Genomic DNA, 20,859 nt, shown 5'->3' with positions numbered 1-20,859 from the left:
GCGGGATGAGCGAGGACATCGACGGCGGCGTGGAGCCTGGCGCACCGATATGGGCTGCGTTCGGCGACCTGATGTCCGTGCTGCTCGGCGCGTTCATGCTGATTCTGGTGGCCGTCATCGGCGTGCAGCTGGAACTGTCGAACAAGCTCGAGCAGGAGGTCAAACAGCGCCAGCTGGAAACGCAGCGCCGCAAGACGCTGGAACAGGCGCTGGCCGGACCGCTTGCGGCGGGCCGCGTGACGCTGGTCAATGGGCGTATCGGCATCAGCGGCAATGTGCTGTTCGCGCTCAACTCCGACCAGTTGCAGCCGCAAGGGCGTGATCTGTTGAAGAGCCTGGCGGGGCCGTTGTCCGCCTATCTGCGCGCCAACGACGAGATCCTGATGGTGAGCGGCTTTACCGACGACCAGCGGCTGCGCGAAGGCAACCGCCGTTTCGCGGATAACTGGGAACTGTCGGCGCAGCGCGCGCTGACGGTGACACGTGCGTTGATCGATGCGGGTGTGCCGGCGTCGTCGGTGTTCGCGGCGGCGTTCGGCTCGGCTCAACCCGTGAGTTCGAATACCGACGAGCAGGGGCGGGCGCGCAACCGCCGCGTGGAAATTGCGCCGGTTCCGAGGCTGTCGGCGGCGGCGGGAAAGCCCCATGAGTGACAGCGTGAGCGTCCCCGTGACTGAGACGACACGGACGCCGCGGGCCACGCTCGACGCCTGGCGCGAGCGCGGCGCCGATCGCCTCGACCCGATGCGTTTTCGTTTCATCGACGCGTTGGAGCGGCGTGTCGCCGCGCAGAGCGGCAAGACGCGGCGTGTGCTCGACGAAAAGCTGTCCGGCCTGCTCGAAGCGTATGCGCGGGACATGGAACGAACAACATCCACGCCAGCGGATACCCATGCGGCTACCCATCCTGCTGCATCCGAAGGCGAGCCGACACCCGGCGCGCTCGCGCAACTGGTCGACTACATGCACACCGAGGCGCAGCAATACGAACCCGGTCACGCCCCGTACCCTGAACTGCCCGCGCTCGATTACTTCAGACAGACGTGGGCCCAGGTCCGCACCGAAAAGCAGTTGCGGCAGTCGTTGCAACCGGCGCCCGGCAACGCCGGTCCGCTGAACTCGCGCAGCCTCGTGCATCGCTCGCTTTCGCTGATGCGCGAGTTGTCGCCGGGTTATCTGAAACAGTTCCTGTCGTATGTCGACGCGTTGTCGTGGATGGAGCAGTTGAGCGGCGGCGCCCCGGCCAGCAAGGATGCGCCGCGCGCGGGGACCGCCGGCAAGGGCGCTCGCGGCAAAACGCGCTGATGCCGGACGGCTTCGGCCGTGGCATATTGGGGGGAGTAGCCATCAAGGAGCCCACCATGCGAATCCAGACCTCATTTCTGTTCGATCTCGACGGCACGCTCGTCGACAGTGTCTATCAGCACGTGCTGGCCTGGAAAGAAGCACTCGACAGAGAGGGCATCCCGCTGTCGGTCTGGCGGATTCATCGAAAGATCGGCATGAGCGGCGGGCTCTTCACCAATCAGCTTTTGCGTGAGACGCACGGCGATATCAGCGCCGAGCGCAGTGAGCGTCTGCGTCATGCGCACGCGGCGGCTTATCAACGGTTGCGCGCGCAAGTATGTCCGCTGCCCGGCGCGCGGGAATTGCTCGATGCGCTGACGCAAGCCGGAACGCCTTGGGCGGTGGCCACCAGCGGCCGCATGGAAACAGCGGCGCTGAATCTGGAAGCGCTCGGCGTCGATCCGGCGAAAGCGGTGGTCGTCACGCGCGACGACGTCAAATACGCGAAGCCCGACCCGGACCTTTTCATCGCGGCGGCGGAACGCCTCGGCGTTGCGATCGAGCACTCGGTCGTGGTCGGCGACAGCATCTGGGACATGCTCGCGGCGCGACGCTGCCGTGCGCTCGGCGTGGGATTGCTGTCGGGCGGCTACGGCACGGAAGAGCTCGAACGCGCGGGCGCACTGCGGGTGTATGACGATCCCGCGGATCTGCTGGATCATCTGGACGAAGTGGCCGCACGGCCATGATCGCCGGCATCGGATGCACGCAAAATAGCGCGCTCCCAGCGACTCGTTTCAGCATCGCTTATTCGCTTTATTCAACGCGCATACGCTGCGGCAAAAGCACGTAAGTTTGTACTTTTGATGCCAAGAGCCCTGTACTATATGGCTCAACGGGAACCGGCCAGGCAACCAGCGATAGAAAGACCGGCGTGCACGCAGGGTGCGGCGCGCCGGCATGTTCCACGTGAGCGCATGCGGTGACCGGGGAGCCTGTCACGGTAATCTTCCTGCGGCCGCCTGACGAAACACGTGAAAATATGAACAAGTTTATTCGACCACCCGTCTCCTATCCGACAACGGTTGTCTTCGTAGATGACAACGACAGCTACCTCGACGCGCTGCGCCGTTTCTTTCCGGATGTGTCCACCAATCTTTTTTTCTCGCGCCCTCAAACGGGACTCGCTTTCATCCGCCAACACGCGCGTGAGAATTCGCTGGAATTTGCGCCGGCTTCCGCGTGCCTGAGCGAGACGGGTTTTGAGCGCTTTGTCGAAACGTCGCCGCAGCGCGATGTGCTGGCCCGCGATTCCCGCTTCTCCGAAGTGGCGGCGGTCGTCGTGGATTACGACATGCCCGGCGTGAGCGGCGTCGAGTTCCTTTCGTCGATCTCAAACCTGCATTGCGCGAAGATTCTGCTGACCGGCGTCGCCGACGAAACAGTCGCGGTGAAAGCCTTCAACGCCGGTATCGTCGATTTATATCTGCGCAAGACCGACGCGGATTCCGCGAACCGTCTCGTTCATTTCGTCAACGACGCCAAGAGCCGCCACTGCTCCGAAACGGGCTGGCTCGCGTTGGGCGAGAACGGCATGACGTATTGCGATCCGCGCACGAGAAAGGTGATCGACGAACTGGTGGCGGACAAAGGTATTGTCGAGTATTACTGGCGTCCCGAGCAGAATGCGATTCTTATGTTCGATCGTGAGGGAAGGGCAAGCGTATTCGTCGCGTGGGCCGAGCACGACTGGATCTCCCAGGGCGAAATCGTCGCGGACGAAAGCGGCCCCGCCGAGTTGCTCAAACAGATGGCGGTGCGCGAGGTCATGCCGCTCTTCTGGCCGTATCTGGCCTATCGGTCGGGCGTCGAATTCAGGATGCTGAAGCCGCAAGCGGTCCCCGGTTGGGGCGACGCTTTCTACTGCTGGAGCCCGATCGAGGCGTCCGAAGTCGCCGAAGGGGGCGTCAAGCCCTTGACGTTTGCGCAATGGCGGAGCGACCGGACACGCTAACGCCTGCCTGCCGACACGTCGAGCCCATGTACGCCATTCCAACTGCCTCGCGGCGCTCGGGCTTACTCGTTTGCAGCGGTCGATTACGCGGTTAACTACGGCTATCCCTGACCGCTTAAGCTGTGCCGGCTTTTGCGCACAGAAAGCGGCACACTTCCTCATGCATGGCTTGCACGCCGGGGCTCGATTCGATGGCGCGCCAGCAGCCATGCACGAGCCCCGCGCCGATCCACAGCCGCGCTTCGCCACCGGCGGCCTCAACACGTTCGGCGAATACGCGCGCATCGTCTCTGAGCGGATCGTGTTCAGCGCCGATCGCCAGCGTCCGCGGCAGGCCGTCATAACGCGTGGCGTCGAGCGGCACGGTCCACGCGGGGTAGGGCGGCGATTCCCCCCAGTACATGTCGCGAAACGCGTGAACATCGGTGAGGGTTAGCATCGGCGCTTGCGCTTCGGTATCGCGCGCGGGTGGCTGAGGATCGGTGCCGAGCATCGGATAAACCAGCGCAAGGCCGTGAATGCCTTTTATGCCGTCGTCGCGCAATCGCATCGCCACGCCGGCCGCAAGCGTGCCGCCCGCACTATCGCCCGCCAGTTGCAACGTGCCGTCGGCAGGCGAATCGAATGGCAGCCGACGTTGCAGCGCGGCGAGCGTGACCTCCATGCAATCCTCATGCGCGGCCGGTGCGCAATATTCGGGCGCGAGCCGGTAATCGACTGCGATCACATCGAGCCCGGTATCAGCGGCGAGGCGTGCCGTGATGAGCTGATGACTGTCCAGCGATCCAAGCACGAAGCCGCCGCCGTGGAAGTACAGCACGGTGCCGCGCGGCATTGCGCCGGTCTTTGCACGGTTGCGGTAAAGCCGCAAGGCAACTGAATGGCCCGCGGCGGCCTTGAATTGCGCGTCGTGCGTGATGACTTCTTGCGGCAACGGCGGAGTCAGTGCCGCCGCATAACGGTCGTAGGCTTCGCGCTGCTCGCGCGGCGTCAATGAAGTCGTATGCCCCGGGTAGATTGCAGCGGCTCTCGCGATGAACGCAGCCATTTGCGGCTCAAGCATGCTCGCTCCGGTTGCGCGGTGCGCTTGCGGGCAGGCTGATCACGCGACCTGCATAGGTTGCCGCAGCAAGCGCGGCATGCGCGTGGGCCAGTTCTTGCACGCGAGCGGCGACGTCGGCATCGAACGGAACAGATCGTGGCCCGCTCGTGTCCACATGCAGCAGCATCTGCTCGCCGGCGGCGACCGGTTGCTCGCCGTCGTCAGCGAACATCTCCAGATAGAGATGCAGCCGCTTGGCGTCATGTCCGAGCACGCGCATATCGACACGCACCCGCGCGCCTTCCTTGATCTCATGCAGATAGTTGATATGCGCTTCGAGCGTGTAGATCGAGCGGCCGCGTTGCTTGCGCACGGCGTCGGGCAAACCGATCCGGTCGATGAGTTCGTCGGTCGCGAAACTGAAGATCAAAATGTAGAACGCGTCGCGCAAATGGCCGTTGTAGTCGACCCATTCCGCGCGCACCGTATCGCGATAGCTCGGCAGAGAAGCGGTTTGCGGCATGGTGCGGGGTCTCCTTGTTTCGTGTAGGACGCGTAGTTTTCAACGCGGGTAAGGGCAAGGGCAAGGGCAAGGGCAAGGGCGGCGGCAGCGTGCCGCGTGTGGCTGCGCTGACGCTAATCCGCGGGCGTCAGTCCGTGCCGCGCCTTGGCTTCGCCGATCGCCGCCAGCACGCTTGTAATGCAGTCGTCACGGTAGCGCTCCAACTGTTTGATCGAGCGCGGGCCGACCTGTTCAGCGGTGCCGTCAACCACGCGGTCGATCAGCTCGTCCGTCAACTTCGGCGCTATTAGTTTAGTCCACGGCAGTTCCAGCGCGGGGCCGAACTGTTGCATGAAATGGCGCATGCCCGCGTCGCCGCCTGCCAGCGTGTAGGTGAGGAAGGTGCCCATGAACGACCAGCGGATGCCCGCGCCAAAGCGGATTGCGTCGTCGATCTCGCCTGTAGTCGCCACGCCTTCGTTGACCAGATGCAGCGCCTCGCGCCACAGCGCTTCGAGCAGCCGGTCGGCGATAAAGCCCGGCACTTCCTTGCGGACTCGCAGCGGCCGCATCGAAAGCGAGCGATAGATGTGCAGCGCGGCGTCGATGGTTTCGGCAGCCGTGCACTCGCCGCCGAGCACTTCGACGAGCGGCAGCAGATACACCGGATTGAACGGATGCCCGACGACGCAACGCTGCGGGTTCACCGCCCGCGCGTAGAAGTCGCTCGGCAATAGCCCGGACGTCGACGAAGCGATGATGGCGTCCGGTTTCGCCGCGCGGCTAATCTGCTCGTGCAGCGCGAGTTTCAGTTCCTCGCGTTCGGGCGCGCTTTCCTGGATGAAGTCCGCGTGCGCGACGCACGCTTCGATCGTATCGACAAAGCGCAGCCTTGTCGGCGACGCCCCCTCGGCGAGACCCACGCGTTCCAGCGCGGGCCACGCATTGGCCACGTTCTCGCGCAACTGTTTTTCCGCGCCGGGAGCGGGGTCCCACGCGATCACATCGAGCCCGTGCGCGAGCGCGCGCGCCACCCAGCCGCTGCCGATCACGCCCGCGCCAATTGCGGCGAATGTTTTGATATCGACGATCACTGCCATTGCTGACGTTTCCTTGTTTGCCTATCAGTTCTTCGATGCCGTAGCCGTTCGCAAGCGCATGCAATGCCGCACGCTCAAGCGTATGCCCCGGCCACACGCCGTTCCAGTTGCCGTTCGCCACGCGCGGGCAGGCCGAGCTTGCGCCGCCCTTCGGCGGGTGTCAGCGCACGTCCGCCCAGGCGTTCGATAATTTCCACCGCGCGCTGCACCAGCGTGCCGTTCGTTGCAGGCACGCCCTTATCGAGCCAGATGTTGTCTTCGAGGCCGACGCGCACGTGGCCGCCGAGCAGCATCGCCTGCGCGACCATCGGCATCTGCATGCGGCCTATGCCGAAGCCGGCCCATTGCGCGCCGGGCGGCAGGTTGTCGGCCATCGCTTTCATCGTCGTCGTATCGGCGGGCGCGCCCCACGGAATGCCGAGGCAGAGCTGAAACAGCGGCGGCGCGTCGAGCAGGCCTTCCTTGAGCAATTGCTTCGCGAACCACAAATGGCCCGTATCGAAGATTTCCAGCTCGGGCTTCACGCCGAGTTCCTGGATACGCGCCGCGCCCGCCCGCAATTGCGCGGGCGTCGACACATAGATGTAGTCGCCGTCGCCGAAATTGAGCGTGCCGCAATCGAGCGTGCAGATTTCCGGCAGCAACTCCTCGACGTGCGCAAGGCGCGTCAGGCCGCCTACCAGATCCGTGTTCGCGCCGAAGCGCATCGGGTCCTCGCCCGGACCGATTTCAAGATCGCCGCCCATGCCCGCGGTCAGATTGACGATGACGTCGGTGCCAGACGAGCGGATCCGGTCGACCACCTCGCGGTACAACTGCGGATCGCGGCTGCCGCGCCCGGTTTTCGGATCGCGCACATGGCAATGCGCAACGGTGGCGCCCGCTTTCGCGGCTTCGATCGCGGCCTCGGCGATCTGCTTCGGCGTCACGGGAATGGCCGGGTGTTTGCCGACAGTGTCGCCCGCGCCGGTGACCGCGCAGGTCACAATGACTTCATGGTTCATGCGTGCTAGTTCCTGTAAATGAAAGTGTCACGAGTCGCGCACTCAATCAAAGCCCGAGATAGGCCTTGACCGCGGGCAAGCCGTCCTTGCCGTCATAGGTCTTCACGCCGGCGAGCCATGCGTCGAGTACTTGCGGGTTCTTCTTCAGATAGGCCTTGGCGGCATCGGCGGGCTTTTCCTTGCTCATGACCGACTGCATCACCAGATTTTCAAGTTGCGTCGAAAAACGCAGGTTGCTTACGAGCTTGCCCGCGTTGGGGCAACGCGCCAGATAGTCGGGCGACGTCAGCGTATAAACGCGCGCTTCGCCGTCGTTCGGACCGAATACCCCCTCGCTGCCTGAGAGATATTTCATGTCGATCTGAATGTTCATCGGATGTGGTTCCCAGCCGAGAAACACCACCCATTTCTTCTCGCGGATCGCGCGATCCACCGAAACGAGCATGCCCGCTTCGCTCGACTCGATCAGCTTGAACCCGCCCAGACCGAACTTGTTCGTGGCGATCATCTTCTGGATCGCCGCGTTGGCGCTGCTGCCGGGTTCTATGCCGTAGATCTTGCCGTCGAGTTGATCGCGATGTTTGGCGATGTCGGCGAAAGTTTTCAGGCCCGCATCGTAGGCATAGGCCGGCACCGCGAAGGTCGCCTTTGCGCCGGTCAGATTGGGCGGTTGCAACACCTGGATCGACTTCGATTCGACAAACGGCGCGATCGCTTTCTCCTGCACGGGCCACCAGTAGCCGAGCGACACGTCGAGCTGTTTGCTCTTCAGGCCCGCGAAGGAAATCGGCACCGAGGCGACGGTCGTCACGGGCTGATAACCGAGCCCTTCGAAGACGGTCGACGCAAGCGCGGTCGTCGACGTGATGTCGGTCCAGCCGATGTCCGCGAAACGCACGGCGCGGCACGCGGGTGGGTCCTGTGCGAAGGCGGGTAGCGTGGTAACGGCGGCGGCGAAAGCGGCCGCGAGGCACGCAAGATGGGCAAGCAGGGCTTTAATGCGTAACTTCATGACAATTCCCCTAATGACGCTTATGCACGTTTGACAGCGCGTTTAGAAGGGCCGCGTTGATGCTGTGAAGCGGTGAAGCGCGGCCCACGGACAAGTGGTGCGTGAGGTGCTACGTTGACTGATGCCTGAACTGCACGAATGCCCTAAAGTTAATGCCCCATATTCCGGCCAAAGCGACCGTCAGCGACCCGTTCTTGCTCCCACGCGACAACGAGGGAAAACCAGCATGCGTTATGGAGCCGCGCGTTGCGGCGCAGCATCCACGGAAAGGGAATTTTGGCGCGTCTTGCCCGCTCGCGACGCGCTTGCTACGCTCGCCGGGAACCCCGCGTTCGCCTGCGCTTTGCTTTCGTTTTGTGACTGAGCCCCCGCCAGATGCCTGAAGAGATATCGTTCCTGCTGCTGCCGGGCTTTTCGGCGATCGGCTTCATGTCGGCGGTCGAGCCGCTGCGCGTGGCGAATCGCTTTCAGGGCGAGTTGTACCGATGGCGCATTCTGAGTCTCGACGGCGCGCCGGTCGCGGCCAGCAACGGCATTTCGATCAACGCGGATGCGGCAATCGCTGCAGTGAACGACGCGCGCACGCTGTTCGTCGTGGCGGGCTTCGAGCCGCTTGCGTGCTACTCGCGCGAGCTCGCCGGCTGGCTCAAGAGCCTCGAACGCACCGGCGCGACGCTCGGTGGCATCGACACTGGCAGCTTCATTCTCGCGGAAGCCGGGCTGCTTCGCGGTGCGGACAACGTGACCGTGCATTGGGAAGCGCTGTCGGCGTTTCGCGAGCGCTATCCGTCGCTGGAGGCGAGCCAGGAACTGTTCGAGATCGGCGCGCGGCGTATCACGTGCGCGGGCGGCACGGCGTCGATCGACATGATGCTCGACCTGATCGGCCGCAAGCACGGCGCGGCGCTGGCGTCGGCGGTCTCGGAACAGTTCGTGGTGAGCCGCATCCGCCAGCGCTCGGACCATCAACGCATGGAGATCGCCGCGCGCTACGGCGTGCATAACCGCAAGCTGATTCAGGTGATCGGCACGATGGAGCAGCATATGGAAGAGCCGTTGACGCCCGATCGGCTCGCGCAGGAAATCGGCGTGACGCGCCGGCAGCTAGAACGGCTCTTTTGCGCGTCCCTCAAGGACACGCCGACGCATTTCTATCTGCAACTGCGGCTTTCTCGCGCGCGCGAGTTGCTGCAACAGACGGACATGTCGATCACGTCGATTTGCGTCGCATGCGGGTTCGAGTCGCCGTCGCATTTCTCGCGGACGTATCGCGCGCGATTCGGCGCAAGTCCGAGAAGCGACCGGCAGGTGAGCGGCGGCTTGATGCCGTCGAAAGCGCTAATCAACGCCCATGCCGGCGAATTATCACGTCAGCAGCAACAGTGAATTCACGGATTCGGGGTTTGCCCTAGGTCATTGGCCTCCTAGACTGTGTCCATCTGCTGAAGACAAACCGCCTTCAGCACCGCACAAAACAATCTCTGGAGGTAGTAGTCATGAAATCGCTGATCGAAGCTGCTGTTATCGCTGCTCTTATTTCCGCACCGCTCGCTGCTTTCGCCCAATCGAACCAGTCGGTGACCCGCGCGCAGGTTCGCGCCGAGTTGATCCAGTTGGAAAAGGCCGGCTACAACCCGGGCACGTCGAACGACTTCGATTACCCGGCGAACATTCAGGCCGCCGAAGCGCGCGTCGCCGCGCAAAACGGCACGGCTCAAACGAGCGGCTATGGCTCGGCCACCAACGGTTCGTCGCAGTCAGGCAGCCGCGTTGAGACGACGTCGAGCTCGTATTCGGCTCCTGTGTACGTCGGTCATTAATCAGGTTTCAGCGCGGCGGTGTTGAGCCGCGCAAGCGAAAAAAACCGGTACGTCGCAACGTGCCGGTTTTTTCACATTCAGATCCCACCCACACACATGTACTTGATGACCACGTAGTCGTCGATGCCATAGTGCGAGCCTTCACGTCCTAGGCCTGACTGCTTGACGCCGCCGAACGGCGCGACTTCGTTCGAAATCAGTCCCGTGTTGATGCCCACCATGCCGTATTCGAGCGCTTCCGCGACGCGCCATACGCGTCCGATGTCGCGGCTATAGAAGTACGACGCAAGACCGAACTCGGTGTCGTTCGCGAGACGGATCACTTCCTCGTCCGATGAAAAACGGAACAGCGGCGCAAGCGGCCCGAATGTTTCGTCGCGCGCCACTTTCATGTCGGGCGTGACATCCGCGAGCACGGTCGGCTCGAAGAAGCCGTGGCCGAGCGCATGACGCTTGCCGCCGGTGACAATGCGCGCGCCTTTGGCAAGCGCGTCTTCGATATGCGACTCCACTTTGAGCACCGCCGCGTCGTTGATCAGCGGACCTTGCGTCACGCCTTCGTCGGTGCCTTGGCCTACTTTCAATTGTTCGACGGCGACGCGCAGTTTTTCGGCGAACGCGTCGTACACCTTGTCGTGCACGTAGAAGCGGTTCGTGCATACACAGGTCTGGCCGCTATTGCGATACTTCGATGCAATCGCGCCCGCCACTGCGGCGTCGAGATCGGCGTCGTCGAAAACGATGAACGGCGCGTTGCCGCCCAGTTCGAGCGACACTTTCTTCACCGTCGGCGCGCACTGCGCCATCAGCAGACGGCCCACCGGCGTCGAGCCGGTGAACGACAGCTTTCGCACGATCGGATTGCCGGTCATTTCCGCGCCGATCGTTTTAGGCTCGCCCGTCACCACATTGAAAACACCGCGCGGCACGCCCGCGCGTTCGGCCAGCACGGCGAGCGCGAGCGCCGTGAGCGGCGTCGCCTCCGCCGGTTTGACGATGATCGGGCAGCCCGCCGCCAACGCCGGACCGACCTTGCGGGTGATCATCGCGGCCGGGAAATTCCACGGCGTGATGGCCGCGCAGACGCCGACCGGCTCCTTGGTCACGACAATGCGCTTGTCGCTTGCCGGCGTGGGAATCGTGTCGCCGTTCACGCGCTTGCCTTCTTCCGCGAACCATTCGAGGAACGCGGCCGCGTACTGAATTTCGCCTTTGGCCTCGGCAAGCGGCTTGCCTTGTTCCGTGGTCAGGATGAGCGCGAGATCGTCGGCGTTCTGGAGCATCAGGTCATGCCACTTGCGCAGGATCACCGAGCGCTGTTTGGCCGTCGTCGTGCGCCATGCGGGCCATGCGGCGTTGGCGGCGTCGATCGCGCGGCGCGTTTCCGCTGTGCCCATGCGCGGCACCGTCGCGACGAGTTCGCCCGTCGCGGGGTTCACAACTTCGAAAGTTGCGCCGTCGTCAGCGCCTTGCCATTCGCCGGCGAGATAGGCGTGGGTTTTCAGCAGAGCTGGGTCTTTCAGACTGAGCGTGGTCATTGATCGTTGTCCTCAAGCCGTTACGGCAACGCTGTCTTTGATGACGTCTTCGAGAATCGCGAGCGCTTCCTCAAAGACCGCCTCCTGAATCGTCAGCGGGAACAGGAAGCGCACCACGTTCGAATAGACGCCGCACACGAGGAGCAGCAAGCCGCGTTCGAGCGCGCGCGACTGCACGCGCTTCGTGAATTCCGGATCCGGCTCCGTGCCGCCCGGCTTGCAGAACTCGACCGCCACCATGCCGCCGGGGCCGCGTACGTCTGCGATTTGCGGCGCATCCTTTTGCAGCGCGATCAGTTTGGCCTTGACGCGGTCGCCCAGAGTCGTGGCCCGCTCGCAGAGCTTTTCTTCGTCGATGATGTCGAGCACCGCAAGCGCGGCGGCGACAGCCAGCGGATTGCCCGCATACGTTCCGCCGAGCCCGCCGGGCGCCGCAGCATCCATCACGTCAGCGCGGCCGATCACGCCCGACAGCGGCATGCCGCCCGCGAGGCTCTTGGCGACCGTCATCAGATCGGGCACCACGTCGTAGTGATGCATTGCGAACAGCTTGCCGGTGCGGGCGAAGCCGGTTTGCACTTCGTCGGCGATCAGCAGAATGCCGTGCTCGTTGCACAGCTTGCGCAGCGCGCGCACGAACTCGGCCGGCGCGGGATAGAAACCACCTTCGCCTTGAACCGGTTCGAAGATAATCGCGGCCACGCGCTTCGGATCGACGTCGGCCTTGAACAGGAACTCGATAGCCTTTAATGAATCCGCCGTGCTCACGCCATGCAGCGGATTCGGGAACGGCGCATGGAACACGTCGGACGGGAACGGACCGAAGCCGGCCTTATACGGCGCGACCTTGCCGGTCAGCGCCATGCCCATCAGTGTGCGGCCATGAAAGCCGCCGGTGAAGGCAATCACGCCCGGACGGCCCGTCGCGGCGCGCGCGATCTTGATCGCGTTTTCGACGGCTTCAGCGCCGGTCGTGAAGAACGCGGTCTTCTTCGGATGATCGCCGGGCGCGCGCTCGTTGAGCTTTTCGGCGAGTTCAACATACGACGCGTAGGGCACGATCTGATACGCCGTGTGCGTGAAACGGTCCAACTGGTCGCGAATCGCGGCAACGATCTTCGGATGACGATGACCCGTGTTGCACACCGCAATCCCCGCAGCGAAGTCGATGAAGCGGCGGCCTTCGACATCCCACAGTTCCGCGTTTTCGGCGCGCTCCGCGTAGAAATCGCACATCACGCCGACGCCGCGCGGCGTGGCTGCGTCCTTGCGGCTCTTCAGTTCTGCGTTGTTCAGGTTCATCTCCGTGGCTCCTCGGTGTCGGCGGACGCCGCGCGTATGGCGCGGCCCATGCAGCGACTATAGTGAGATTTGGCTCTTAGCTTCAGAGCCATTTAAATAAAAACGTAGGAGCCAATTTGATGTGCGTCGCCGGCGCAGCCGCTTCAAATCCGGATCAGCACCGCCCCGAGCGTGACGAGCACGCATGCAACGATGCGCCGCGCGGTGAGCTTTTCGCGCATGAACAGCCAGCCGATCACCACCGCGAAGATCGAGCTCAATTCGCGCAGCGCGGAGACCATCGCGATAGGCAGATAACGGTATGCCTCGATGATCAGGCAATACGCGACGAGTGCGAGCGCGCCCGACGCCATGCCCTTGAGCACCACCGAGCGGCCGATGAAAAGCCCTTTGGCGCCGCCGCGCCAATGCCACGCGAGCAGAAACTGCGGCACGTTCCAGATCAGATAGACCCACATGATGTAGCTGAGACCATTGCCTGCGAGACGCGCGCCGATTCCGTCGACGACTGAATAGGTCGCTATGAAAAAGCCCGTTAGCAGCGCGAACGGCACGCTCTCGCCGGAGAAGCGCATGCCGCGGCGAAACGCCAGGGAGACGATTCCGATCGACACCAGCGCGATGCCGATGGCGGCGAGCGGTTTCAGCGATTCATGCGCGAACACGAGCGCGCCGACGAACACGAGCATCGGCGACAGGCCTCGGGCAATTGGATAGATCTGCCCGAAGTCGCCGCTCCGGTAGGCGCGGATCAGCGCGAGCAGATAGCCGAATTCGAGCACCACCGACGCGAAGATATAGGGCCACGCGGCGGACGCGGGCATCGGCAGGACGATCACGCCGACCGCGCTCACGGCGATATACGGAATCGCCATCATGCCGAGCAGCCAGACGCGGTCTTCCGACAGATGCAGGAACGCATTCCACGTGGCGTGAAGGAGCGCGGACACCAGGACCAGCAGGACGACAAGGGTTTCCATCGAAGGCCGGGATAGGACTGGATTGGCAGGCCTGACTGCCGGCCGCAAGCCCGTGATTATTCCAGCAGAACGCTGGAATCGATGAGTGGATGACTAAAGTGGAGGGGTTTTATGGGTAGAAAAGAGGTGATTTGTGGCGCGAGGGGTGATACTCCAATGACGCTGCAATGACGCATCAATGACGCCCCAATGACGCCCCAATGACGCCTCAATGACGCCCGTATGACAGGCTTTCGCCTGCATGCAGCCGTCATGCATGCCGACTCGCAGACAGGCTATATTGCGTCATTCGCCGTGCCGTCTCCGACATCCCGCATTACTCGCGACGCTCCCATGCAGCCTTTGAGCTTCCTTCCCGACACCTTTGCGGAGTACGAAGATCTCAAGTCGATCCTCGATCAAGGCAGCGCGAGCTTCGCAATCCGCACGGTCTGCGAGACGACCGTGCGCGGCCGGCGCTTCGGCGTGCATACGGCGAGCATCGGCTCGACCGATCCACAAGCGCCGGCCATCGGTTTCTTCGGCGGCATTCATGGGCTCGAGCGCATCGGCTCGCAACTCGTGCTGGACTACATGCGCGCGCTGCTTGCTCGGCTCGAATGGGACGAACTGCTGGTCCGGCAACTCCAGTCGATCCGCCTCGTCTTCATGCCGATCGTCAACCCTGGCGGGATGTGGGCGGCCACGCGAGCCAATCCGAACGGCGTCGATCTGATGCGAAACGCGCCGCAAAACGCCGACGAGCGCGTGCCGCTGCTGGCCGGCGGGCAGCGCGTCGGCGCATGGCTGCCGTGGTATCGCGGACGCCGCGGCGCTCCGATGGAAGCCGAGGCCGCCGCGCTGCTGCAAGTGGTCGAAGCGGAACTGGCGGCGCGACCGCTGAGCATTGCGCTCGATTGCCATTCGGGTTACGGCTGGACCGACAGCATCTGGTTTCCGTACGCGCGCACGCGCAAGCTGATGCCGCATCTGCCGGAAATGTACGTGCTGAAAACCATGTTCGAGCGCTCCCATCCGCATCACGGGTACACGTTCGAGCCGCAAAGCCATCAATATCTACTGCACGGCGATCTCTGGGACTTCGCATACGACCGCGCGCCCGCACCCAACGTCTTTCTGCCGATGACGCTCGAGCTTGGCTCGTGGCTGTGGATCAAGAAGAATCCGCGCCAGTTGTTTTCGCGTCAAGGTTTCTTCAATCCGGTCAAGGCGCATCGCACGGCGCGCGTGCTACGGCGTCACGCGAATCTGCTCGATTTTCTGGCGCGCGCGGTTTTTTCGTCGCAGCGCTGGCTGCCGCAAGGCAATCGTCGAGAGCAATTGCTGCAAAGCGCGATCGATCACTGGTACACGCCGGACACCGCATGAGCACCTGGATTCTGTTGCGCGGACTGACACGCGAGACACGTCATTGGGGCAGCTTGCCGGATACGTTACGGCAAGCCACCGGGGCCACGCGCGTGCTGTTGCCCGACTTGCCGGGCAACGGCGACTTCGCACATTTGCGCGCGCCCGCCACGGTCGCCGACATGGTCGACTTCATACGCATTGCTGCGCAAGGAGGCGCGGTCGGCACAGACGCGGTCGGCACAGACGCGGATGGGAGAGAAGCGGCCGGTAGAAACGCGCTGCGCAACAGTGCGACCGACATAAGCGCGCGCGGCCCGTTCAACGTGCTCGCGATGTCGCTCGGCGGCATGGTCGCGACCAACTGGGCGCAACGGCATCCCGACGAAATCGGGCGGCTTGTGCTGATCAACACCAGCATGCGCCCCTTCAGCAGCGTGCACGAGCGGCTGCGCCCGTCGGCATGGCCGGGCCTTTTGACCATCGCCACGCATTGGCGCGATGCGATGCGCGCCGAGCGCGCCATTCACCGATTGACGTGCAATAACGTCGACACGCTCAACGCCGACCTCGACGCATGGAGCGCCATTCGCCGCCGCGCGCCGGTGAGCCGAGGCAATGCGTTGCGGCAACTGGCGGCGGCGGCGCGCTTTACAGCGGCCGCCGCGAAACCGGCTTGCCCGCTGCTGGTTCTTTCTTCGCGCGCTGACCGGCTCGTCGACCCTGTGTGTTCCGCGAAGCTCGCGGCGGCGTGGGGCGCGCTGCATCGCGAGCATCCATGGGCCGGTCACGACTTGCCGCACGATGACCCCGCGTGGATCGGCGAACAACTGCGCGCATGGCTCGCGCAGCCAGCCGTCGAAACAGAACACGTACGCTGAGCAGCGTTTGCGCATTTGCAGCACGATAGCGGCCAGCGGGTATAACCTTAGTCGGGGCCTCGGTCGCATTGGGACAGGCAGGTGCATAATTCCCCTGCAGACGATGCATGCGATCCGGGCGATACTCGCCATTGCCGCCAGCCGGGGGAGTCCATCATGCAAGCAAAGAACGAAGAAGCCGTCACGCACTTGCTGAACGATGTCGTCGAATTTGCACGGGGGCGCTTGCCTGAGCCGACCTTCCACATCGTCGAGCCCTTTCTGCGGCACTACTACGATTTCGTCGACGCCGACGATCTGCAAAGCCGCTCCATCGCCGATCTGTATGGCGCCGCACTCGCGCACTGGCAGACCGCGCAGCGCTTCGTGCCCGGCAAGGAAAGGCTGCGCGTCTATAACCCGATTCTCGAACAGCATGGTTGGCACTCCGATCACACGGTGATCGAGATCGTCAACGACGACATGCCGTTTCTGGTCGACTCCGTCTCGATGGCGGTCAACCGGCAAGGGCTCGCGCTGCATTCGGTCGTGCATCCGGTGTTTCGCATCTGGCGCGGCGCCGATGGCGACATCGTGCGCGTCACGCAAGGCGCGGAAGAAGCCGCTGACACACGCTCGCAACTGGCGTCGTTCATTCACTTCGAAGTCGACCGTTGCGGCGACGCGGCAAAGCTCGACGCGCTGCGCGATGACATCGCCAAAGTGCTGCGCGACGTGCGCGCTTCGGTCGAAGACTGGCCGAAGATCGTCGAACTCGCGCGCGTCACGATCAAGGCCATGAAGGTCGGCGAGAGCGGCCCGGATGCCATGGAAGCGCGTGCGTTTCTCGAATGGATGGTGGCCGATCATTTCACCTTTCTCGGCCAGCGCGACTATGAACTGGTGCAGCAGGGCACGGGCTATGGCTTGCGCGCGGTGCCGGGCTCGGGCCTCGGCATCATGCGAGACGAATTGCGTGCAGCGGGTGCGCCTGCGGTTACGTCAGCAGCTACGTCCGAGGTTACCTCACTACCTCCGGCCGCTGCCGAAATCATTTCGAGTGCCTCGCCGATCTTTCTCACGAAGGCCAACTCGCGCGCAACTGTGCACCGCCCCGGCTATCTGGACTACGTCGGCATCAAGCTGGCGGGCGCGGACGGCAAGATAGTCGGCGAGCGGCGCTTCATCGGGCTGTACACGTCGACCGCGTATTTTCTGTCGGCGGCCGAAATTCCGATCGTTCGGCGCAAATGCGCAAACATCGTGAGACGAGCCGGATTCTTGCCGAAAGGTCATCTCGCGAAATCACTGGTGACGGTGCTCGAAACGTATCCGCGCGACGAACTCTTCCAGGCCGACGAAAACCAGCTCTACGACATCGCGCTCGGCGTTTTGCGCTTGCAGGAACATCAGCGCACGCGTCTCTTTGTGCGGCGTGATCGCTTCGACCGCTTCGTGTCGTGCCTCGTGTTCGTGCCGCGCGACAAGTACAACACCGATCTGCGGCAGCGCATCGCCAATCTGCTGGCCGACGCGTTCAACGGAGCGAGTGTCGAATTCACGCCGCTGCTTTCCGAATCGACGCTCGCGCGCATTCACTTTGTCGTGCATGCGAAGCCGGGCGGCATGCCCGAGGTCGATACACGCGAACTCGAAGCGCGCCTCGTGCAGGTCGCGCGCCGCTGGCAGGACGATCTCGCCGATGCGCTGCTCGACGCGTTCGGAGAAGAGCAGGGCAACCGTCTGCTGCAACACTATGCGGATTCGTTTCCGCCCGGCTATCGCGACGACTATCCCGCGCGCACGGCAGTTCGCGACATCGAACTGATCGAGCGCGTGCAGGGCAGCGAGCGCCTCGCGATGAACCTGTATCGTCCGATCGAAGCGGGACCGCGTGCGTTCCGCTTCAAGGTCTATCGCGCGGGAATGCCGATCGCGTTGTCGCGCAGTTTGCCGATGCTCGAACATCTCGGCGTGCGTGTCGATGAAGAGCGGCCTTACCTGATCGAGGCGCTTGGCGCGACGCCGGCGTGGATTCACGACTTCGGCCTCGAACTTGCCGACGACGCCGAGTTCGACATCGAGCGCGTCAAGGATCTCTTCGAAGATGCGTTCGAGCAGGTGTGGACCGGCGCGATAGAAAGCGACGACTTCAACCGCCTCGTTCTGCGCGCGCAGTTGAGTGCACGCGAACTGACGATACTGCGTGCGTATGCGAAGTATCTGCGCCAGGTAGGCTCGACATTTAGCGACGCGTATATCGAGCGCGCGGTGACCGGCAATCCCGCCATTGCGCGCATGCTGGTCGAACTCTTTGTCGCGCGCTTCGATCCTTCGCTCGCCGACACGCGCGAGGCTCGCGTCGAGAGCTTGTTGAAAACGATCGACGGCGCGCTCGACCAGGTGCCCAATCTCGACGAGGACCGCATACTGCGGCAGTTCCTCGGCGTCATAAAAGCCACGCAGCGCACCAACTATTATCGCTTCGACGCCGACGGAAAGCCGAAGCCGTATCTGTCGTTCAAGTTCAATCCTGCGCAGGTGCCCGGCTTGCCCGAGCCCAAGCCGATGTTCGAAATATGGGTTTACTCGCCGCGCGTGGAAGGCGTGCATTTGCGCGGTGGACGCGTGGCACGCGGCGGCTTGCGCTGGTCCGACCGTCGCGAGGATTTCCGCACTGAAGTGCTGGGCCTGATGAAGGCGCAAATGGTGAAGAACGTCGTGATCGTGCCGGTGGGTTCGAAGGGCGGCTTCGTTGTCAAGAACCCGCCGCCGCAAACGGAACGCGACGCATGGATGCGCGAAGGCATTGCGTGCTATCAAACGTTCCTGCGCGGTTTGCTCGATCTGACCGACAATCTCGCGGGCACGACAGTCGTGCCGCCGCGCGACGTGGTGCGGCATGACCCCGACGATCCCTATCTGGTGGTCGCCGCCGACAAAGGCACGGCCACTTTCTCCGACTACGCGAACGCGATTTCGCAGGAATACGGCTTCTGGCTCGACGACGCATTTGCGTCGGGCGGCTCGGTCGGCTACGACCACAAGAAAATGGCGATCACCGCGCGCGGCGCGTGGGAGTCCGTCAAACGGCACTTCCGCGAAATGAGCGTCGACACGCAGACGATGGACTTCACGGTGGTTGGTATCGGCGATATGTCCGGAGACGTGTTCGGCAACGGCATGCTGCTGTCGCCGCATATCAGGCTCGTGGCCGCGTTCGATCACCGGCATATTTTTCTGGACCCGAATCCGGATCCGGCGGTGAGTCTTGCCGAGCGTGGACGTCTCTTTCTTCTCGACCGTTCGAGCTGGGCCGACTACGACCCTTCGCTGATTTCAGCGGGCGGCGGCGTGTTTCCGCGCACCGCCAAGACCATCCCGCTGTCGCCGGCGGTGCAGTCCGTGCTTGGCATCAGCGCAGCAGCCCTCGCGCCAGCCGAGCTGATGCGCGCGATTTTGCAGGCGCCGGTGGATCTGCTTTATAACGGCGGCATCGGCACCTATGTGAAGGCCAGTCGCGAAACACACCTGCAAGTCGGCGACCGTGCGAACGATACGATCCGCGTGAACGGCGCCGATCTGCGTTGCAAGGTCGTGGCCGAAGGCGGCAATCTCGGACTGACGCAACTCAGCCGCATCGAATTCGCGCAGCGCGGCGGGCGCATCAATACCGATGCGATCGACAACTCCGCGGGTGTCGACTGCTCGGACCACGAGGTGAACATCAAGATTCTGCTGGGACTGGTAGTGGCCGATGGCGAGATGACCGACAAGCAGCGCAACGCGTTGCTCGCCGAAATGACCGATGAAGTCGGCCTGCTCGTGTTGAGGGACAACTATTACCAGACCCAGGCGCTCTCGATTGCCGGCCGATACGGCACGGAACTGCTCGACGCGGAAACACGCCTGATGCGCTATCTCGAACGAGCTGGGCGCCTGAATCGCGTGATCGAGTTTCTCCCGAGCGACGAAGAAGTGGCTGAACGGCAGGCCGCGAAACAAGGGCTTACCACGCCGGAGCGTGCGGTGCTGCTTGCCTACAGCAAGATGTGGCTGTACGACGCGCTGCTGGATTCTTCGGTGCCGGAAGACCCGCTCGTCAGCGACATGTTGATCGAATATTTTCCGAAGCCGTTGCGTCAGCGTTTTAGCGAGCCGATGCAGCGTCACCCGTTGCGCCGCGAAATCCTCGCAACGCATTTGACCAATGCGCTGGTGAACCGCGTCGGCTGCGAGTTCGTGCATCGGCTGATGGAAGAAACCGACGCGCAACCGGGCGACATCGTGCGGGCCTGCATCATGGCGCGCGATGTGTTCGATCTCGACGACGTATGGCGCAGCATTGACGCGCTCGATAACCGTGTCGCCGACGATGTGCAGGCGCGCATGTTCGTCGAAGTTGCGCGGCTCGTCGAACGTTCGGCGCTGTGGTTCTTGCGGCATCTGTCGTCGTCCGCAGCGAATAGCGCCGATGTGAGCGGGCTGCTCGGGCGCTGCCGCGATGCCGCGCAGCGTCTCGCGCCGCAATGGCCCGCGCTGTTGCCCGCTGCCGATCTCGAAGCGCTGTCCGAGCGCCAGCGTGTGCTCGTCGACGCGGGCGTCGACAGCGACCTCGCGGTGCGGATTGCAAGCGGCGAGATTTCGGCGGCGCTGCTCGATATTGCCGAAGTGGCCTCCACGTGCGAGCGCAGTCTCGAACTCGTGGCTGGCGTCTACTTCGCGCTCGGTACGCTGCTCAACTACAACTGGATCAGCGAGCGCGCGGCCGCGTTGCCCGCGCCTTCGCATTGGGACATGCTGGCGCGCGCCTCCGCATTGGCCGAACTCGCGCGGCTCAAGCGCGCGTTGACGATGAGTGCGCTGGCCGGCGCCGATGACGCATCTACGCCGGATGCGATGGTTCAGGCCTGGCGCGACAAGCGGGCCGCACAACTCGAGCGTTACGCACGTCTGCTTGCGGATCTGCGGGCCACGGGTGGAGCGAGTCTGTCGATGCTGCTGGTGATCGTGCGGGAAATGGCGGCGCTCGAAAGGGCATGAGCATTGGG

Annotated in this window: 17 protein-coding genes; 9 read left to right on the top strand and 8 right to left on the bottom strand. The window is 63.4% G+C overall.

The window, feature by feature from the left end:
- Positions 1-5 precede the first annotated feature (5 nt).
- The 4 genes from C0Z16_RS14090 (at position 6) to C0Z16_RS14075 (ending at position 3,301) form a co-directional block, all read left to right on the top strand.
- Positions 6-653 (top strand): OmpA family protein, encoded by a 648-nt coding sequence (locus C0Z16_RS14090; protein WP_102632839.1) that lies wholly within the window; start codon positions 6-8, stop codon positions 651-653.
- Positions 646-1,305: a DUF2894 domain-containing protein gene (locus C0Z16_RS14085; RefSeq protein ID WP_102632762.1), complete on the top strand. Its 660-nt coding sequence runs from the start codon at positions 646-648 to the stop codon at positions 1,303-1,305. Before C0Z16_RS14090 ends, C0Z16_RS14085 begins: the two co-directional genes overlap by 8 nt.
- A gap of 56 nt (positions 1,306-1,361) precedes the next feature.
- Positions 1,362-2,036 carry an HAD family hydrolase gene (locus C0Z16_RS14080; protein ID WP_102632761.1) on the top strand — a complete coding sequence of 225 codons (675 nt, stop codon included), beginning with the start codon at positions 1,362-1,364 and terminating at the stop codon, positions 2,034-2,036.
- 293 nt (positions 2,037-2,329) lie between these two features.
- A complete protein-coding gene (locus C0Z16_RS14075; protein WP_102632760.1) occupies positions 2,330-3,301 on the top strand; it encodes a response regulator in 972 nt (323 codons plus the stop codon).
- A 115-nt stretch (positions 3,302-3,416) separates the two neighbouring features.
- Here C0Z16_RS14075 and C0Z16_RS14070 read toward each other — a convergent pair whose 3' ends face one another.
- The 5 genes from C0Z16_RS14070 to C0Z16_RS14050 all read right to left on the bottom strand — a co-directional run bounded on the left by C0Z16_RS14070 (position 3,417) and on the right by C0Z16_RS14050 (position 7,961).
- Positions 3,417-4,364: an alpha/beta hydrolase gene (locus tag C0Z16_RS14070; protein WP_102632759.1), complete on the bottom strand. Its 948-nt coding sequence runs from the start codon at positions 4,362-4,364 to the stop codon at positions 3,417-3,419.
- Positions 4,357-4,866, bottom strand: coding sequence for a thioesterase family protein (locus C0Z16_RS14065; protein ID WP_102632758.1), 510 nt, complete (start codon positions 4,864-4,866; stop codon positions 4,357-4,359). The genes C0Z16_RS14070 and C0Z16_RS14065 overlap by 8 nt, the downstream gene beginning before the upstream one ends.
- A 113-nt stretch (positions 4,867-4,979) precedes the next feature.
- Positions 4,980-5,945, bottom strand: a complete 966-nt coding sequence (locus C0Z16_RS14060) for an L-carnitine dehydrogenase (protein ID WP_102632757.1) — start codon at positions 5,943-5,945, stop codon at positions 4,980-4,982.
- 74 nt (positions 5,946-6,019) lie between these two features.
- Positions 6,020-6,949: a BKACE family enzyme gene (locus C0Z16_RS14055; protein ID WP_102632756.1), complete on the bottom strand. Its 930-nt coding sequence runs from the start codon at positions 6,947-6,949 to the stop codon at positions 6,020-6,022.
- A gap of 46 nt (positions 6,950-6,995) precedes the next feature.
- Positions 6,996-7,961, bottom strand: a complete 966-nt coding sequence (locus C0Z16_RS14050; RefSeq protein ID WP_102632755.1) for a choline ABC transporter substrate-binding protein — start codon at positions 7,959-7,961, stop codon at positions 6,996-6,998.
- 375 nt (positions 7,962-8,336) lie between these two features.
- Here C0Z16_RS14050 and C0Z16_RS14045 point away from each other — a divergent pair, with 375 nt between their 5' ends.
- Positions 8,337-9,347 (top strand): GlxA family transcriptional regulator, encoded by a 1,011-nt coding sequence (locus C0Z16_RS14045; protein WP_102632754.1) that lies wholly within the window; start codon positions 8,337-8,339, stop codon positions 9,345-9,347.
- A gap of 110 nt (positions 9,348-9,457) precedes the next feature.
- Entirely contained in the window at positions 9,458-9,781 is a 324-nt protein-coding gene (locus C0Z16_RS14040) for a DUF4148 domain-containing protein (RefSeq protein WP_102632753.1), read from the top strand.
- Positions 9,782-9,858: 77 nt separating this feature from the next.
- Here C0Z16_RS14040 and C0Z16_RS14035 read toward each other — a convergent pair whose 3' ends face one another.
- The 3 genes from C0Z16_RS14035 to C0Z16_RS14025 form a co-directional block, all read right to left on the bottom strand.
- Complete coding sequence (locus C0Z16_RS14035; protein WP_102632752.1) at positions 9,859-11,319, bottom strand: NAD-dependent succinate-semialdehyde dehydrogenase; 1,461 nt, start codon at positions 11,317-11,319, stop codon at positions 9,859-9,861.
- Positions 11,320-11,331: 12 nt separating this feature from the next.
- The gene (locus C0Z16_RS14030) at positions 11,332-12,621 is read right to left on the bottom strand and encodes a 4-aminobutyrate--2-oxoglutarate transaminase (protein ID WP_102632751.1); all 1,290 of its coding nucleotides are present in this window, start codon (positions 12,619-12,621) and stop codon (positions 11,332-11,334) included.
- A gap of 143 nt (positions 12,622-12,764) precedes the next feature.
- Entirely contained in the window at positions 12,765-13,601 is an 837-nt protein-coding gene (locus C0Z16_RS14025; RefSeq protein WP_102632750.1) for a DMT family transporter, read from the bottom strand.
- Between the two features lie 333 nt (positions 13,602-13,934).
- On the opposite strand from C0Z16_RS14025, the gene C0Z16_RS14020 reads away from it, so the two are divergent.
- From C0Z16_RS14020 to C0Z16_RS14010, 3 genes are all read left to right on the top strand, one after another.
- A complete protein-coding gene (locus C0Z16_RS14020; RefSeq protein ID WP_102632838.1) occupies positions 13,935-14,969 on the top strand; it encodes a M14 family zinc carboxypeptidase in 1,035 nt (344 codons plus the stop codon).
- Positions 14,966-15,829 (top strand): alpha/beta fold hydrolase, encoded by an 864-nt coding sequence (locus tag C0Z16_RS14015; RefSeq protein WP_102632749.1) that lies wholly within the window; start codon positions 14,966-14,968, stop codon positions 15,827-15,829. The genes C0Z16_RS14020 and C0Z16_RS14015 overlap by 4 nt, the downstream gene beginning before the upstream one ends.
- A gap of 156 nt (positions 15,830-15,985) precedes the next feature.
- Entirely contained in the window at positions 15,986-20,851 is a 4,866-nt protein-coding gene (locus tag C0Z16_RS14010) for an NAD-glutamate dehydrogenase (RefSeq protein WP_102632748.1), read from the top strand.
- Positions 20,852-20,859: the final 8 nt, after the last annotated feature.

This window comes from Paraburkholderia rhynchosiae, from assembly GCF_002879865.1.
In the GTDB taxonomy this organism is placed as follows: domain Bacteria; phylum Pseudomonadota; class Gammaproteobacteria; order Burkholderiales; family Burkholderiaceae; genus Paraburkholderia; species Paraburkholderia rhynchosiae.
The sequence above is the reverse complement of the archived record's forward strand: the minus strand, read 5'-3'. Positions and strand labels throughout refer to the sequence as shown.